Annotated in this window: 19 protein-coding genes and 1 pseudogene; 16 read left to right on the plus strand and 4 right to left on the minus strand. The window is 38.9% G+C overall.

Annotated elements, in window-relative coordinates; genetic code table 11:
- The first annotated feature begins 54 nt into the window (after nucleotides 1-54).
- The 9 genes from gspG to PS1M3_RS01265 all read left to right on the plus strand — a co-directional run bounded on the left by gspG (nucleotide 55) and on the right by PS1M3_RS01265 (nucleotide 6,126).
- Entirely contained in the window at nucleotides 55-477 is a 423-nt protein-coding gene (gene gspG, locus PS1M3_RS01225) for a type II secretion system major pseudopilin GspG (RefSeq protein WP_006794634.1), read from the plus strand.
- Nucleotides 478-547: 70 nt separating this feature from the next.
- The gene (locus PS1M3_RS01230; protein ID WP_006794635.1) at nucleotides 548-1,111 is read left to right on the plus strand and encodes a prepilin-type N-terminal cleavage/methylation domain-containing protein; all 564 of its coding nucleotides are present in this window, start codon (nucleotides 548-550) and stop codon (nucleotides 1,109-1,111) included.
- A complete protein-coding gene (gspI, locus tag PS1M3_RS01235; RefSeq protein WP_006794636.1) occupies nucleotides 1,111-1,485 on the plus strand; it encodes a type II secretion system minor pseudopilin GspI in 375 nt (124 codons plus the stop codon). Before PS1M3_RS01230 ends, gspI begins: the two co-directional genes overlap by 1 nt.
- On the plus strand, nucleotides 1,486-2,100 hold the full coding sequence (gene gspJ / locus PS1M3_RS01240) for a type II secretion system minor pseudopilin GspJ (RefSeq protein WP_006794637.1): 615 nt from the start codon (nucleotides 1,486-1,488) through the stop codon (nucleotides 2,098-2,100). It begins immediately after the preceding gene.
- Entirely contained in the window at nucleotides 2,093-3,079 is a 987-nt protein-coding gene (gene gspK / locus PS1M3_RS01245; protein WP_138740669.1) for a type II secretion system minor pseudopilin GspK, read from the plus strand. Before gspJ ends, gspK begins: the two co-directional genes overlap by 8 nt.
- On the plus strand, nucleotides 3,076-4,284 hold the full coding sequence (gene gspL, locus PS1M3_RS01250; protein ID WP_008129637.1) for a type II secretion system protein GspL: 1,209 nt from the start codon (nucleotides 3,076-3,078) through the stop codon (nucleotides 4,282-4,284). Before gspK ends, gspL begins: the two co-directional genes overlap by 4 nt.
- The gene (gspM, locus tag PS1M3_RS01255; protein ID WP_010558132.1) at nucleotides 4,281-4,754 is read left to right on the plus strand and encodes a type II secretion system protein GspM; all 474 of its coding nucleotides are present in this window, start codon (nucleotides 4,281-4,283) and stop codon (nucleotides 4,752-4,754) included. Before gspL ends, gspM begins: the two co-directional genes overlap by 4 nt.
- A 3-nt stretch (nucleotides 4,755-4,757) precedes the next feature.
- Nucleotides 4,758-5,516 carry a type II secretion system protein N gene (locus PS1M3_RS01260; protein WP_138740670.1) on the plus strand — a complete coding sequence of 253 codons (759 nt, stop codon included), beginning with the start codon at nucleotides 4,758-4,760 and terminating at the stop codon, nucleotides 5,514-5,516.
- 22 nt (nucleotides 5,517-5,538) lie between these two features.
- Nucleotides 5,539-6,126, plus strand: a complete 588-nt coding sequence (locus tag PS1M3_RS01265) for a UPF0149 family protein (protein ID WP_006794642.1) — start codon at nucleotides 5,539-5,541, stop codon at nucleotides 6,124-6,126.
- A gap of 39 nt (nucleotides 6,127-6,165) precedes the next feature.
- Here the strand turns inward: PS1M3_RS01265 and PS1M3_RS01270 are convergent, their stop codons facing one another.
- Nucleotides 6,166-6,372: a hypothetical protein gene (locus tag PS1M3_RS01270; protein WP_006794643.1), complete on the minus strand. Its 207-nt coding sequence runs from the start codon at nucleotides 6,370-6,372 to the stop codon at nucleotides 6,166-6,168.
- Nucleotides 6,372-6,731, minus strand: coding sequence for a hypothetical protein (locus PS1M3_RS01275; protein ID WP_008129647.1), 360 nt, complete (start codon nucleotides 6,729-6,731; stop codon nucleotides 6,372-6,374). The genes PS1M3_RS01270 and PS1M3_RS01275 overlap by 1 nt, the downstream gene beginning before the upstream one ends.
- A gap of 289 nt (nucleotides 6,732-7,020) precedes the next feature.
- On the opposite strand from PS1M3_RS01275, the gene ccoG reads away from it, so the two are divergent.
- The 5 genes and pseudogenes from ccoG to PS1M3_RS01300 all read left to right on the plus strand — a co-directional run bounded on the left by ccoG (nucleotide 7,021) and on the right by PS1M3_RS01300 (nucleotide 11,325).
- Entirely contained in the window at nucleotides 7,021-8,451 is a 1,431-nt protein-coding gene (gene ccoG / locus PS1M3_RS01280; protein WP_138740671.1) for a cytochrome c oxidase accessory protein CcoG, read from the plus strand.
- A 75-nt stretch (nucleotides 8,452-8,526) separates the two neighbouring features.
- The gene (locus PS1M3_RS01285) at nucleotides 8,527-9,501 is read left to right on the plus strand and encodes a serine/threonine protein kinase (RefSeq protein ID WP_006794646.1); all 975 of its coding nucleotides are present in this window, start codon (nucleotides 8,527-8,529) and stop codon (nucleotides 9,499-9,501) included.
- Between the two features lie 34 nt (nucleotides 9,502-9,535).
- Nucleotides 9,536-10,159, plus strand: a complete 624-nt coding sequence (locus PS1M3_RS01290) for a thiol:disulfide interchange protein DsbA/DsbL (protein WP_010558136.1) — start codon at nucleotides 9,536-9,538, stop codon at nucleotides 10,157-10,159.
- A 16-nt stretch (nucleotides 10,160-10,175) separates the two neighbouring features.
- Nucleotides 10,176-10,814 (plus strand): thiol:disulfide interchange protein DsbA/DsbL, encoded by a 639-nt coding sequence (locus PS1M3_RS01295; protein WP_006794648.1) that lies wholly within the window; start codon nucleotides 10,176-10,178, stop codon nucleotides 10,812-10,814.
- 59 nt (nucleotides 10,815-10,873) lie between these two features.
- Nucleotides 10,874-11,325, plus strand: a pseudogene (locus tag PS1M3_RS01300) (DUF523 domain-containing protein).
- Nucleotides 11,326-11,335: 10 nt separating this feature from the next.
- On the opposite strand, the gene trmA reads toward PS1M3_RS01300, so the two are convergent.
- The gene (gene trmA / locus PS1M3_RS01305; RefSeq protein ID WP_006794650.1) at nucleotides 11,336-12,433 is read right to left on the minus strand and encodes a tRNA (uridine(54)-C5)-methyltransferase TrmA; all 1,098 of its coding nucleotides are present in this window, start codon (nucleotides 12,431-12,433) and stop codon (nucleotides 11,336-11,338) included.
- Between the two features lie 162 nt (nucleotides 12,434-12,595).
- Between trmA and PS1M3_RS01310 the strand changes: the two genes are divergently transcribed.
- Both PS1M3_RS01310 and murI read left to right on the plus strand, forming a co-directional pair.
- Entirely contained in the window at nucleotides 12,596-13,723 is a 1,128-nt protein-coding gene (locus tag PS1M3_RS01310) for a DUF5610 domain-containing protein (protein WP_138740672.1), read from the plus strand.
- A gap of 77 nt (nucleotides 13,724-13,800) precedes the next feature.
- Nucleotides 13,801-14,601: a glutamate racemase gene (murI, locus tag PS1M3_RS01315; protein WP_138740673.1), complete on the plus strand. Its 801-nt coding sequence runs from the start codon at nucleotides 13,801-13,803 to the stop codon at nucleotides 14,599-14,601.
- Here the strand turns inward: murI and PS1M3_RS01320 are convergent.
- Nucleotides 14,564-15,043 carry an RNA-binding protein gene (locus tag PS1M3_RS01320; RefSeq protein ID WP_010558141.1) on the minus strand — a complete coding sequence of 160 codons (480 nt, stop codon included), beginning with the start codon at nucleotides 15,041-15,043 and terminating at the stop codon, nucleotides 14,564-14,566. The two genes, murI and PS1M3_RS01320, sit on opposite strands and share 38 nt — an antisense overlap.
- Nucleotides 15,044-15,140 lie beyond the last annotated feature (97 nt).

Below are 15,140 nucleotides of genomic sequence, written 5' to 3' on the forward strand. Positions count from 1 at the left end.
TGGTTTTACCTAAACCATTTTTGCTTAGTGTTTTTAGAATAATGAGGTAATTACGTGAACAAACAATCAGGTTTTTCTTTACTAGAAGTAATGGTGGTACTGGTTATCATCGGGATGATTATGTCTATTGTTGCGCCAAATATTATGGGCCAACAAGAAGAGGCCGCTATTGATAAAGCGCATTTAGATATTCAGCAGCTTGAAGATGCGATGAGCTTATACAAGCTTAAAAATAAAAGTTACCCAAGCACAGAGCAAGGTCTTGAAGCGTTAGTGACTAAAACGTCTATTGAGCCTGTTCCAAAGCGTTTTCCTGATGGCGGCTTTATCAGCGAATTACCAGAAGATCCATGGGGTAATACATACTTATTAATAAGCCCAGGTGAAATTGGTAAATTTGATATTTTCTCTATGGGACCAGACGGTGAAGTCGGTACCGACGACGACATTGGTAACTGGGATGAAGAAAAGCAGTAATGAGTCAGTCTACTGAGCTTAACCTAAATGTACTTTTTGAAGACTTACTATGAACGTAGGTCTTCAATCAATGCACAAGAAAAAGGGCTTTAGCTTAATCGAGATTTTAGTTGTATTAGTGGTTATCGCTTTTGCAACAAAAATGGTGGTATACAGCTTAGATGGCGGCGCTGAAGATGAGTTAGATGCTCAAGCGCTTAGGTTGCATACCACCATTAATATGGCGTCAGAATTTGCAATTTTAAATCAGGTAGAGCTTGGCTTACTCGTTGAAAAAAATACCCTAGAATACTTAGTATTTGATGGAGAAAAATGGGTAACCTTTGACAGAGAAGAGTTATTTAAACCCATAGAGTTGGAGCCACGCCTAAAGCTTACCCTCAACTTAGAAGACCTTGCATGGGCTCAAGATAATCTACTTGAACAGTCTAATTGGCGAGAGCTTATGAGTGGTGGTGAAGACGATAGCTTACTCGAACTTAAAAAGCTTAAAATACCTCAAGTACTTATTTTATCGTCGGGCGAAGTAAGCGCATTTCAGTTAATTCTTGAGCTAAAAGATCAAAGTGACCCTGTTTACTTTATTGAGGGTGAATTTACAGCACCAGTAAATTTAAGAAGAGAGCCAGAGTAATGACATTAAGTAAAGGCTTTACCTTGTTAGAAGTACTTGTTGCTTTGAGTATTTGTGCAATGGCAGGTATTGCAGCAATGCAAGCCACTGGCGAGCATATTCATCACCTAACAACAATTGAAGAACAAACATATGCCTCCTGGGTTGCTGAAAATGTCATTATCGAACAACGGGTAAAAGGCGAACAATGGCAAGGTAAAAATAACTTACGTGGTAGTGAGGTTATGGGGGGTGTTGAATGGTTTTGGCAGCAAGAGGTTGTGCCCACTGCAGATAAAAGCTTTGTTAAATTAACCATAAATGTATTTATCGATGAAAAGTACGAACAGTCAGTCTATGAGCTTTCAACGTATTTAAATAAAGGTAAAAAGTAAGTGAAGCAGCGCGGATTTACATTACTTGAAGTAATGGTTGCTTTGGGGATTTTAGCTTTTGTTGTTATTTCTACGCACCAAATACTAGACAGCACAACTAAAGCAAAAGACGCATCGGACGAAAAAATAGCGGAACTTAATGGCTTACAAACCACGTTTAGACTTATGGACCAAGACTTTAGCCAAATGACTAAACGTGCAGTTAGAAACGAGTCTGGTGACGTACAAGAATATTATTTATTAGCAGGGCGTTATGTGCTTGAAAGCCAATATGACGGCATTGCATTTGTAAGAGACGGTTGGATAAACCCAATAAATTTATTGCCTAGGTCAGAGCTGCAGGCTGTTGGATATAGGGTCATAGATGATAATCTTGAGCGTGTGTATCGCGTGTACGTTGATCAGCTTGATAATATGGAGCCACGTGTACAGCAGGTATTAGAAAACGTCGAAGAGCTTAAGTTTGAATTTTTAGACAGTGACAATAAGTGGCAAGAACAATGGGAAGTAAAAGCATTGCCTAAAGCGGTTGCGGTTACTTTACAACAAATAGAGGCCGAACCTATTCGTCGTGTATTTTTAGTTCCTGGGCAAGGAAGTAGAAGTAATGGGTAGGCAGTCTTCGCGCGGAGCAGCGCTGGTTATTGTGTTATTTATTGTTGCATTAGCTGCTATTTTAGCCGTAGAAATGAGTGCTAATTTAATGGTGCAAGTGCAAAAAAGTACTAATTTACAAGGTCACCAACAAGCAAAATGGTATGCTTACGGTGCTGAAGAGTTAGCTATTAAAGGGCTCATTCAAAGCAAGAAAGATGACCCAGATAAAACAACGCTTGATCAAGTATGGGCAACACAAGGTAACGCAGCATACCCAGTTGATAACGGCACATTAAGTGGTTCAATTACTGACTTGCAATCATGTTTAAATTTAAACGCCATAGCGAATGAACCCGATACAAATAGCGCTGATAAAACAAACCCTGCACACAAAGCACTGTTTGCCTTACTTGAAAATATAGAAGATTTACCAGCGGATGAATCGGAAGAAGCAATGGCTGATAGCGTGTTCGACTGGCTGGATGAAAATAGCATAACCTATCGCTCAGGTGCTGAAGAGGGAGAGTACTTATCTCGTAAATTTCCGTATATGACTGCTAATAGTTTATTTGCATCTCCATCGGAACTTCGCTTGGTAAAAGGCTTTAACCCGCTAGTAATGGAAAAAGTACTGCCTTATGTGTGTGTTATTCCGGGGAGCACTCAGCTTTTAATTAACATTAATACAATAGCACCAGAACAGGCTTTACTACTAAGCGCGCTGATGGATAATTTAAGTTTGTCGGCTGCAGAGGCTGTTATTGCTGCAAGGCCACAAACAGGTTTTGATTCTTTAGAAGAATTTTTTGAACAAGTACAGCAACAAGGCGGTACAAACACTGAATCAGTGAAAGACTTATTTAGTATTAAAAGCGAATATTTTAAATTACAAACGCAGGCAAACTTTGTAGATCTGCGTTTTTCGATGACCACCTTACTGCACGCCAAAGACGGCGAAGTAACGATACTGGCGCGAAAATTTGGAGGCGTACAGTGACAGAAATATTGTTGATCCGTACGGGTCAAACCCAACAAGAACGATTAAATTGGCTTGTATATTCACCACAAGAACAAGAAATAATAGCCAGTGGTGAGCTATCAAGCGCAGGCAATTTGAATGAATTAAGTGAAAAAGCAGCCAACAGGGAAGTGGTTGTTTTATTGCCGAGCGATCAAGTGCAATTAAAAACGGTAACACTACCCACAAAGTGGAATCGCAAATTAGAGCAAGCACTCCCTTACATGCTTGAAGAAGATATAGCCTGCGATGTAGACGATTTGTATATAGCTATAGGCGAAGCAACTATGGTTGGTGAGCAGCATGCTATTCAGGTTGCTATGACTGACCGCGAATGGTTTGAGCAATGGCTCGCGTTGTTTGTGGAACATGAGCTGCCTGTTTATAAAATATTACCTGATGCACTGTTGTTACCCTCTGTAGGTGAGGGAGAGGCTAGTGCTATAGAGCTCAATCAGCAGTGGCTGTTTAAGCAAGGGGCATGGCATATTAGTGCGGTTGAATTAAGCTGGTTGTCAGGTTACTTGACTGCGTTAGGTAATCCTGAGGTTAAACACTTTAGCCCAGCGGAAGACTTCCCAGAGGGGACGAATTTACAAGCGCAAACAAGTCAGTACGATCTCCCGTTAGCTTTATTTGCTAAGCAATTAAATAACGTTAAATTCAACCTTCGCCAAGGTGTTTACCAGCTTAAAAAGAAAAGCGCGCTCTGGTGGGGTTACTGGAAAGGCGCGGCAATTTTTACAGCCGTCGCATTGGGCTCTACTTTAGTTATAAAGGCAATTGAGTTGCAACAGCTTAATTCTCAGGTCGATATAGTAAAAAACCAAGTAGTTGAGCGATACCAGACAGCATTCCCCGGATCTAAAGTGCATCCTAATTTGATAAAAAATCAGATTAAAGGCGCATTAGATAGAATAGAAGGCTCTGATGAATCCGGTTTTTTAGAGCTGACGACTAATTTGGTTGATGTATTTTCACAAGTGAATGAGTTCACACCAGAAACGTTACGTTACGACAAACGAAGAAACGAGTTACGTATTCGCGCCCGTGCTAAAGACTTTCAAACCTTTGGTAAAGTAAAAACCATACTCGAAAAGCAAGGCTTAACGGTAGAGCAAGGGTCTTTAAATAACGATGGTGATTTTGTGGTAGGTGAGATTAAATTGCGAGGTGCTGCATGAAAGCACAAGCGATAAAATACTGGCGTTCTTTAAAAGAACAAGAGCAGCAACTTATTATGGTTGCTGGTGGTATATTTGTTATTTTTATTCTTGTGATGGGGATATTCAGGCCGTTAAATAACGCCATAACAAAAGCGGAACAATCGAAAATTAAGCAACAGGCTTTGCTCGTGTGGGTTGACGAAAGCATAGTAAAGCTAAAAGCAGCGGGTAATACGCGTGTTGCGAGTAGTCAAAATCTAAGCCAAGTGGTTAACTCTACCCGCAGTCGCTATCAAATCAATATTAGTAAAATGCAGCCTAGTGATGGTTCGCTGCGTTTAACGCTCGACTCAGTAGAGTTTAATAAACTAGTAGAATGGCTCGATGAATTAGTGAATCAGCATGGTTTAAAAATCGAAAACTTAGATTTAAGTCGCGACGATAAATCGGGTTATGTAAGAGTAAGCCGTTTGGTATTAGAGAATTAATAAATGAAAAGAATAATTATATTATCGGCTGTCTTTTTAATTAGTTTTATTGTGTTTTGTATTATTAAATTACCCGCTGCTATCGCGCTTGATTTAGCAAAACCTCATTTTCCTAAGCAGTTAGAAGTAGGGCAGGCGGTAGGCACTGTATGGCAAGGCCAATTAATGCAAGTTCGTTTTGATGGCGAGCAGTTAAACAATGTGCGCTGGGATATCGCCGGTTGGGCATTATTTACTGGCAATTTAAATACTAATATAAAGTTTGGAAATGCTCGCGAACGCACCGATATATCGGGATATGCAACCGTCAGTTATGGATTGTTTAATCATACTTTAAAAGTAACAGATGGTTTAGTTCGCTCAACGGTAGAGCGAGCTATGCAACGAGTTCAGTTACCATTACCTGTTACAGCAAAGGGGCGTGTAATACTTGAGCTAGATGAATACACCTCTGGTGCTCCTTACTGTGAATCATTAATCGGTGAAATAGCGAGCCCAAATATCGACGTGCAAGGCTTAAATGGTTGGTTTAATATAGGGCCTCTGGCTGGCAAGTTAAGCTGTAAGTCGGGCGATGTGGCAATATTAATCGACCCTGATAACACCCTCGGGCTTGAAGCCGATGCCACTCTTAAAGCTAACTTTGACTTTAGCGTAGCAGGGTATGTAAAACCAGATACTAGCTTACCAAAAGATGTTCACGATGCGGTTAAGTTTTTAGGCCGACCAGATAGCCAAGGTCGTTACCCGCTCAATTTTTAATGTTTTGATATAAAGAGTTTTAATGCAACTACCGCAATTCACTGAGCTGCATGCTAAGCAGCTCAGCACATTTCTAAATACCCAACCTCAAGCCATGACCTTTGAACAAAGCCAAGGTTATTTGTTTGGCGTTATATGTTCACCCGACCCTCTTGATGTGCACGAATGGGTTGATGTGATACTCAATAATTCAGCAAACGAATTAGATGAAGAAACGCTATTTTTATTTATGGCGTTTTACCATCAAATAAGTGAACAGGTTTTTGAAGTAGGTTATAAACTGCCACCACAGTACGACAGTGCATTTTGCTCGCAGTGGAGCCAAGGCTTTTTAACAGCAAGTAATGCTTACACGCAAAAGCTATTAGCAGCAACGAAGTTAGATGCACAGTACAAAGAGGCCTTAGAAACCGCACAAGCAACCCTCAGCTTTTTTGCATTAGATACACAGCTTATCTCTCAAATAGCATCACAAAATTCAATGAATACATTGCAGTTGTGTGAGCAACAATATGACCTTATGGGGGATTTTGCACTTGGTTTTGCAGAGCTAGTAGAAATAGTGGCGCTCAATAGTGGTTTGTATAACGATGATGGCTGGGACGAGTAGTTAGCGTTAAACTTTTTAATAATGGCGCTTTAATTAATATCAAGCGCCAAGATCTAAAATAATATCTGTGCAGCCTTGCTTGCACTTCACCACGCCTTTTCCCACTTCGCTGGTGGCTAAATCGAGTGTGAGTACCGTATTACATTTTTCGCATTTTAGCGTTTTACCTTGTGCTAACTGTTTAAGCATATTACGTTGCTTGTGAAACGAATCACTGGTTTTTTTGTTTAAATTAGAAAAGTCCATTATTTAGCCCGTTTTTGCTCGAGTGATTCAGACACTATTTTACACACTTTATTTAAGCGTTCAGCGTAGAAGTATAGGTTTAAGTCGCGTTCACGACAGTAGCGCAAATTAAATAGCTGAACTGCGTCATCAGTGGTGAATGTTTTTTCTACGTATTCTTTTTCTGAGCTTGAAAGTGTTAGCTCATGACTAATTCTGTTTTTTGCTAAATTAGCAGCAGGGCTTCTATTTACTTTACTTGCATCACTTAAAAAGCCAATACCTTCGCCTAATAGCTTTTCGCGTGGTTCTTTTACAAGTGGATGATCAATGGTAAAAAACGCAAGGATCACAATTATCAAAATAATAAACTTCTTCATGGATACGTAAACCTTGATCTAAATAGGGTTGAATTATCAAGCAGTGTAATAAACTGCCTTTTAAAAGCAAGTAACTGAGATGAATAAATTAGTTGTAATCTATACCAGTAATTTTAGCCAATATTGATATAATAACTGACAAAAGTTAGATATTTCTGAAATATCTGAAAGTATTTAATTTATGATTCATTAAACAAGTCTTACTTAGCAAGTTACTTGCTACACTATGAGTATAGAGCATTTGATTAGTGCTCAGCTTTTATTTTCCAAGCGGTGTTGAGGAACTTCGATGGACAAACAGATTAAAGTAAAAAACATTCCTGTTGAGGTAAAAATTCAAAAGCCGGATTTAAGCCGTCAAGATGATAGATTTAACCCCCGTAACCGCATTTATGTGAGAGCCGTAAAAGGTCTTCACCAATTACTAAGACAGCGCATTGGTTTTTTAGGCATGCTCGTATTTATGGTTTTGCCATGGATAAACTTTAACGGCCAGCAAGCCGTGCTATTTGATTTAATAGCACAAAAATACAATATTTTTGGTCTAACTTTATGGCCTCAAGACTTCACCATACTGGCGTTTATATTCATGCTGGCGGCTTTTGCGCTGTTTTTGGTAACTACATTTTATGGACGAGTCTGGTGCGGATATACTTGTCCTCAAACGGTCTGGACCTTCATTTTTATCTGGTTTGAAGAAAAACTTGAAGGGACAGCAAATCAACGTAAAAAGCTCGATCAACGGCCTATGGACTTTGACAAGTTCTGGCGAAAAACAGCTAAGCATTCCAGCTGGGTGTTGTTTTCTTTGTATACTTCTATTTCGTTTGTTGGTTACTTCACACCGATAAGAGAGCTACTCCCTGATTTTATAACCTTTAATGTTGGCGGTTATGCACTAGTGAGCATTTTAGTATTTGCTGTGTGTACATATGGCAACGCAGGCTGGATGCGTGAAATTATGTGTTTGCATATCTGTCCCTACTCACGTTTTCAGTCGGCAATGTTTGACAAAGATACCTACACAGTAACCTATGATGAAAGCCGAGGTGAAAGCCGGGGCCCTCGCTCACGTAAGGTTGCCCACGCTGATTTAGAAATAGGTGACTGTATTGACTGTAACCTATGTGTACAAGTCTGCCCAACAGGCATTGATATAAGAAACGGTTTGCAGGCTGAGTGTATAAATTGTGGTGCGTGTATTGATGCGTGTGACGGCGTAATGGATAAAATGGAGTACCCGCGAGGGTTAATTTCGTATACCACAGAACGTAATCTTGAGACGCCAGAAAATAAAACCAATCCTCTACGAGCCAAAATTATTGGGTATACGGTCATACTAGTGTTGCTAACAGGCGCGCTTGTTGCAAATATTGCACTGCGTAAACCAATGGACTTTGATATTATTCGTGATCGAAATCAGCTATATCGTGTCGACTTTAATGGCTTGGTTGAAAACACATATACCTTAAAGGTCATCAATAAGGCGCAATATGAGCAAACCTTTAACATTAAAGTGGCGGGGCTAGAAAACTTTAAATACATAGGTAAACAAGTATTTACTGTTCAAGCAGGTCAATCGCATAATGTGCCATTATCACTCGTTATGGACCCTTATGACTTAAAAGCGCCTATAACAGAGTTTAATTTTGTATTGTCGCCAGTTAATGAACCGGATGAAACAATTTCGCAATCGAGCAACTTTTTTAGAGCGCGATAGCCGTACTTTCTAATTCGGTAAATATAGCAATAACAAAAGCGGGTTCAACCCGCTTTTCATTTATATAAGAAGAGCATGAGCAAATTTAGCTTTATAGATTTAACCCCAGATTTAATACTTGATGCGATAGAAACCATAGGTATTTATCCCGAGTCTGGGTTACTAGCGCTTAACAGTTATGAAAATAGAGTTTATCAATTTAAAGCCGAAGACGGTCTGCGTTACGTAGTAAAGTTTTATCGTCCCGAGCGTTGGAGTAAAGCACAAATTCAAGAGGAGCACGATTTTGCTTTTGAGCTTGCTGACGCTGAAGTACCCGTTGTAGCCCCTGTTTTACATAATGGACAAAGCTTGTTTGAACACCAGGGCTATATGTTTGTGGTATTCCCAAGTGTGGGTGGGCGGTTATTTGAAGTAGATAATTTAGATCAGCTTGATGTTATGGGACGTTTAATTGGTCGAATGCACCAAGTAGCTAAAACCAAACCCTTTACTTACAGACCAACAATAAGCTGTGAAGAATACTTGCATACAGCTAAAGTTCATCTTCAAAAAAGTAACTTGGTGCCAATGGGATTAAGCACTGCTTTTTATACTATTTTAGATTTGGTAATTGAGCAGACACAAAAGCAGTATCAAGATACAAATAGTATTCGCTTACATGGCGATTGCCATGCAGGCAATATATTATGGGCTGGCGATGCGCTAATGTTCGTGGATTTAGACGATAGTCGTCAAGGGCCTGCTATTCAAGATCTATGGATGATGCTCAGTGGCGACAGACCAACGCAACTGTTACAGTTAGACACTTTGGTGGGAGCGTATGAAGAATTTTGTGATTTTGACCACGCTCAACTCAAATTAATTGAACCGCTGCGAGCAATGCGTATTATTCACTACATGGGATGGGTGGCAAAAAGGTGGAGCGATCCAGCTTTTGTGCGGAACTTTTCATGGTTTGCTGATGACAAATACTGGGAGCAACAAATTTTAGCGCTTAAAGAACAACTTGCTGCACTGCAAGAACCGCCGTTAAAGTTATTGCCGTAAATTATTTTTTAATGACGAGTACAACGAGACACTAATGCTTAAAAAACTAAAACTGAGCCTACTTCTTTTATGTTTACCATTTGCAGCCTTTGCTGCACAGTTTGAGGCAAATAACCAATACACGATTATTAAAACTGAAAAAAGCACAACACCCCAGGTAACAGAGTTCTTTTCATTTTATTGTCCGCACTGTTTTAAATTTGAACCAGTGGCTAAAGCAATTGAAAAAAAACTGCCTGAAGGCACTGATTTTGTTAAAAGTCACGTCAACTTTTTAGGTGGTGTATCTCCACAGGCACAAAGTAATTTAAGCTTTGCTTACTTAATCGCAAAACAACAAGGGCAAGCACAAAATATAGCTGACCAAATTTTTAGAAGTATCCATATTCAAGGTGCGCCTTTAACAGAAGTTAAAGACCTTAAAAAGCTATTGGAAGTAAATGGAATAGATAGCGACACATTTGACCAAGCGATTGCAAGCATGCCTATTATTGCCGAAGAGCAAGCAATGCAAGATAAGCAAAACAAATATTCAAAGTTAGGTGCGTTAACTGGTGTACCTACTTTTATTGTTAACGATAAATACAAAATCAATATTAACACCATAAAAAACCAACAAGAACTTGATGAGTTAATTGCGTTTTTATTAGCATTATAAATTTTGGAGCATAAGAATGATTAAACTACTTAAAGCAGGGTTACTTGCATTAGTATTACCGATGGCAGCAACAAGCTTTGCGGCGGACTACCAAGAAGGCGTCCATTACGATGTTATTGCTGAACGTGCCACTAAAAAGCCAGAAGTAAAAGAGTTTTTCTCTTTTTACTGCCCGGCGTGTAATAACTACGAGTCACTGATCAGCGAATTTAAGCCTAAACTAGATAAAAATGTTAAGTTTAAAAAGAGTCACGTTGACTTTGTGGGTGTTCGTAATCCAGAAAACCAACAAATGATGAGCCAAGCACTTGCAACTGCTGAAGTACTTCCTCAAAAAGAGAAACTTATCGCAGCTATTTTTAATCATATTCACACTAAGCGCGCTAAATTTAACGAATTAGCTGACGTGAAAGATGTGTTTGTTGCGCAAGGTGTTGATGGCGATAAGTTTGATAAGTTATTTAAAAGCTTTTCGGTTCGTACATTAAGTTCTAAGATGAAACGTGATCAAGAATACTTTAAAGAAAAAGGTGCTCTTCGTGGTGTACCCACATTTATCGTAAACGGTAAGTATAAATTAAACTTAGGCCGTGAATCGGGTGTTACAGCTCCTGAAGATATCAGTAAATTAATTAATTACTTAGCTAACAAGTAAGTTTAGCTAAAAGCAAAAAAGCTCCTTAAGGAGCTTTTTTGCTTTATAAGGATGTAGCAATGAAAAAAATATTAGTATCGAGTTGCTTGCTAGGGCAGCCTGTTCGTTATGATGGGAAAGGACAAACATTACAGCATCCACAATTACGGGTATGGCAAAGTAATAAGAAAATAATATCCTTTTGTCCTGAAGTGGCTGGTGGGCTATCTACTCCTAGAGCTCCTGCTGAAATAATACAGGGGAAAGTAATTACTAATTCAGGAGAAGATGTAACAGAGCAATTTCAAACTGGGGCTAATATAGCGCTAGAACTTTGTAAAAAAATAAAGTTCGTTTTGCTTTACTTAAAGAATCGAGCCCTTCTTGCGGACGAAATACAATATATGATGGAAAGCATCGCGGAATAAAAATCGAAGGTCTAGGTTTAACTGCAGCATTATTAATAAAGAATGGAGTTCAAGTATTTAGTGAAGAGCAAATACCAGCACTTATAAAAGCACTGGCACTTTAATTTTGGTTGGTTATTTACGCTGTAAGAAAACACCCGACTCTATGTGATGTGTATAAGGGAACTGATCAAATATCGCAAAGCGCTTAACGTTATGCGAACGCGTTAAATGATCTAAATCGCGTTCCAGTGTGTCAGGATTACACGATATATAAATTATGTTTTCGTAATTAGCCACTAAATCACAGGTTAACTCATCCATACCAGCGCGTGGCGGGTCGACTAATATGGTTTGGCAGTCATAGCTTTTAAGGTCAATACCGTCTAAACGAGAAAAAGTACGTTCGCCATTCATTGCTTGAGTAAACTCTTCGCTCGACATACGAATAATATCTAGGTTGTCTACATTGTTTTTGGCAATATTATATTGAGCAGAGTGAACAGACGATTTAGATATTTCAGTTGCGAGTACTTTATTAAAAGATCCCGCTAGCGCAATAGAAAAGTTACCATTACCGCAGTAAAGCTCCAGTAAATCATTTTTAAGTGGTTTACATAAATCTTGTGCCCACTCAAGCATACTTATATTTACTTTTGCATTAGGTTGCGTAAAGCTATTTTCTACTTGTTGGTAAATTAGTTCTTGGCCATTTACAGTTAATTGCTCTGTTACAAAGTCATCACCTAGCACTTCTTTCTGCTTACGTGCTCGGCCAATAAAATCTATTTTATATTTTTCACTCAGTTTTGCCTTTAGTGACTTAATTTCACGTAGCCATTCATCATCAAGCGGCTTGTGATAAAGCAAGCTCACTAAAATTTCACCACTGAGTGTAGACAGGTAATCTATTTGAAATAGCTTCCGGCGTAAAACCTCGCATGGTTTAAGGTTTTCAATCATCACCTGCATGATTTCACCAACAAGCGGTGCCGCAGGGTCAAACGTATCAACGCGTATTTTTTCTTTAGTTTGCTGATCAAACATTATATGAAACAGATCGTCTCCATCATGCCATACTCTAAATTCGGCACGTTGGCGGTAGTTAATTGGCTCCGAGCTAAATACTTCTAGCTGCTCCACACCAAAACGTTGAAACTGTGAAGTTATACGCTGTTCTTTTTCACTTAACTGCGCTTGGTACTGTGTGGTATCTATTTTAATAACTGCCATTCGCGTTACTACCTTATCTAAGATCTGTTTATCGGCGCTATTGTAGGGAGCGGTTCGCATTTGTCTAGTTTTGGCTAGAATAAATGATGTTTTTTTGCACGGTTTACTTTAGTTTTTTATGCCCTGGCCGATAACAAACTACGCATGCTCAGGAGACGATTCATGAAAATAGGCAATTATGGCTTTGTACCAAGCCAGAACATAAACAAATTCAACAACAAAGCTGATGTACAACAACCTACCATCGCGTCTCCGCAAGACAGCTATCAGCAACGAGGTAAAGAATTAGCTGCTAAAGTTTTAGGTGATAAAATGGCAGAGCAGCTTGGTTTGCCTGTTCAAGAAAAAAAAGCAGATAAGCCCCTTTTTGATTTTGAAGCAATAGTTAAAAATGTACTCGACTTTGTCACCGGCGCCGTTAATAAAGCAAAAGCTGATGGTGCCGATGACGATAAATTAAAAGGTATGCTAAGTGATGCCCGTAAGGGGGTGCAAATAGGTATTGATGACGCTGTTGATGAGTTAAAAGAATCCGGCGTTCTGAACGATGAAACCCAAGAGGGAATCAACAAATCAAAAGAAGGTATTTTTGATGGCCTTGATAAGTTTGAAGATAACTTGTTCAACCCAATGCCCGCTAGTGTGGGGGTAACTCAAGCACAATACACAAGTTTAAGTAATAATGCTCAGTACAGTTTCACAACCGCAGAAGGTGATGAAGTAACGATAAGTTTTGCCGATGCGTTTAAATCTCAGTCTGCTAGTAGCTATCAGCGTGCTGAGGGAGGGGAGGCATTCGTAAGTGAATCATCACAATCGAGAGAGCTTTCATTTTCAATATCAGTTAACGGCGACCTTAATGATAAAGAGCAAGAAGCAATTAATGAGTTAATGGAAAACCTACAAAACGTAAGCAAGACCTTTTTTAGCGGCGATTTAGAGCAGGCATTTGAAGAGGCGCAAGAGCTTAGTTTAGGCAATGAACAACTTGTCGCATTTTCAATGGATTTACGCCAAACCAAAACAGTTGCTGCAATAAAGGGTTACGAAGAAAATAAACCGGCTCCAGAAAAAGTAATTGCAGATAAAGTAGCGCCTTTTAATGATGACCTCCGAGAGGCATTTTCTAAAGCAACCGAGCTAGGTATTCAAAATCAATTATCAGGTATTATGCAGTGGCTTAATGAAGATCAAAGTGAGATCGATAAACTGGTTGATTACACAAAAGCTATGTTTGAAAACCTTAATAAGATAAATAGCGCGACAAAGCAAACAGCAGAGGAAGTTTAACCTCAACATTAAACTACTTTCTTTTGCAAAAATCACATGGCAAACTGCCGTTCTAATCTAATAATAGGAACGGTAGTTTGTCAGCGCATATAATGGTTTTTGATTCAGGGATTGGTGGCACAACAGTACTTGATCATATAAAGCAACGTATCCCGAATGCTCAATATAGCTATTTTATGGATAATGCTTTCTTACCTTATGGAGCTCAAACACAACAAACAATTATTAATCGTTTGTGTTCGCTCATTCATTTCATTAAGTCAAACAAGCTAAACGTCGATTTAATTGTAATAGCATGCAACACGGCATCCACATCGGCATTAAGTGCTGTACGCAAAATTACAGATATACCCATAGTTGGTGTTGTACCAGCAATCAAGCCCGCCGCAGAATTAACATGTTTAAATCACATTGCTTTACTGGCAACACCTGCCACAATAGCGAGCTCATATACAAAAAAGTTAATAGCGCAGCACGCTAGTAATGTAACTGTTAACTTATATAGCAGTGTTGAGTTGGTAAACGTTGCTGAATTACTTTTCTTTAATGGCTATTTAGATACAAATAAATTACATGCTGTACTTGAAGGTTTGAATATTGAAAAGCAAACAGATGTGATTGTATTGGGGTGTACTCACTTTCCAATACTTACAAAGCAGATTAGTGAGCACTTTAAAAATAGCATTCAGCTGGTGGATTCTGGTGCAGCAATAGCAAATAGGGTTATTTATCTATTAACTGAGTCAGGTTTATTAGCACAAAATATACCTGGCATAAAAAAGCCATTGCAATACTATGCAACGGCTAATGTGATCAGCGATAAACTTGCGGTTAAGCTAGTTAAACTGATTGATCCGCCTGAGCTCGAAGCGTATTAGAATCATCTTCTTGTTTTTGTTTTGCTTCACGAACTTTTAAAGTACGTTGTTGGAACTCACTATCGTTCAAGTTAGCAATAGCATTGTCTGCATCAGCTTGCGCCATTTCAACAAAACCAAAGCCACGACGTTTGCCTGTATTTTTATCCTTTAATAGGCGAACGTTGAATACTTTACCTTGCTCTTCAAACAAAGCACGAACAACACCTTCGTTTGCACGGTAAGGAAGGTTACCAACGTAAAGTGTTTTAGTTTTTACTTCGGCCTCTTCTAAAACGTCAGAAGACATAGCAGCAATAACTAGCCCACCTATTAATAAGCCAACAGCAAATACAATTGCAGGGTCAAGTTCTAAGCTTCCAAGGGCGAACTTAACAATAACAAAACCAACTACAGCAATAACAACAGAAAAGATAAAAGATTTTTGATCGGGTAATTTCATTTTAGATCTACCAATAAACAGGAAATAAACATTAATTTAACATTGTGAACTTGCTATCTTAACGTCTTAAACGAACTTAGCAATGATATTTATATGA

It is taken from the genome of Pseudoalteromonas sp. PS1M3, from assembly GCF_016865405.1.
GTDB classification, from domain to species: domain Bacteria; phylum Pseudomonadota; class Gammaproteobacteria; order Enterobacterales; family Alteromonadaceae; genus Pseudoalteromonas; species Pseudoalteromonas marina.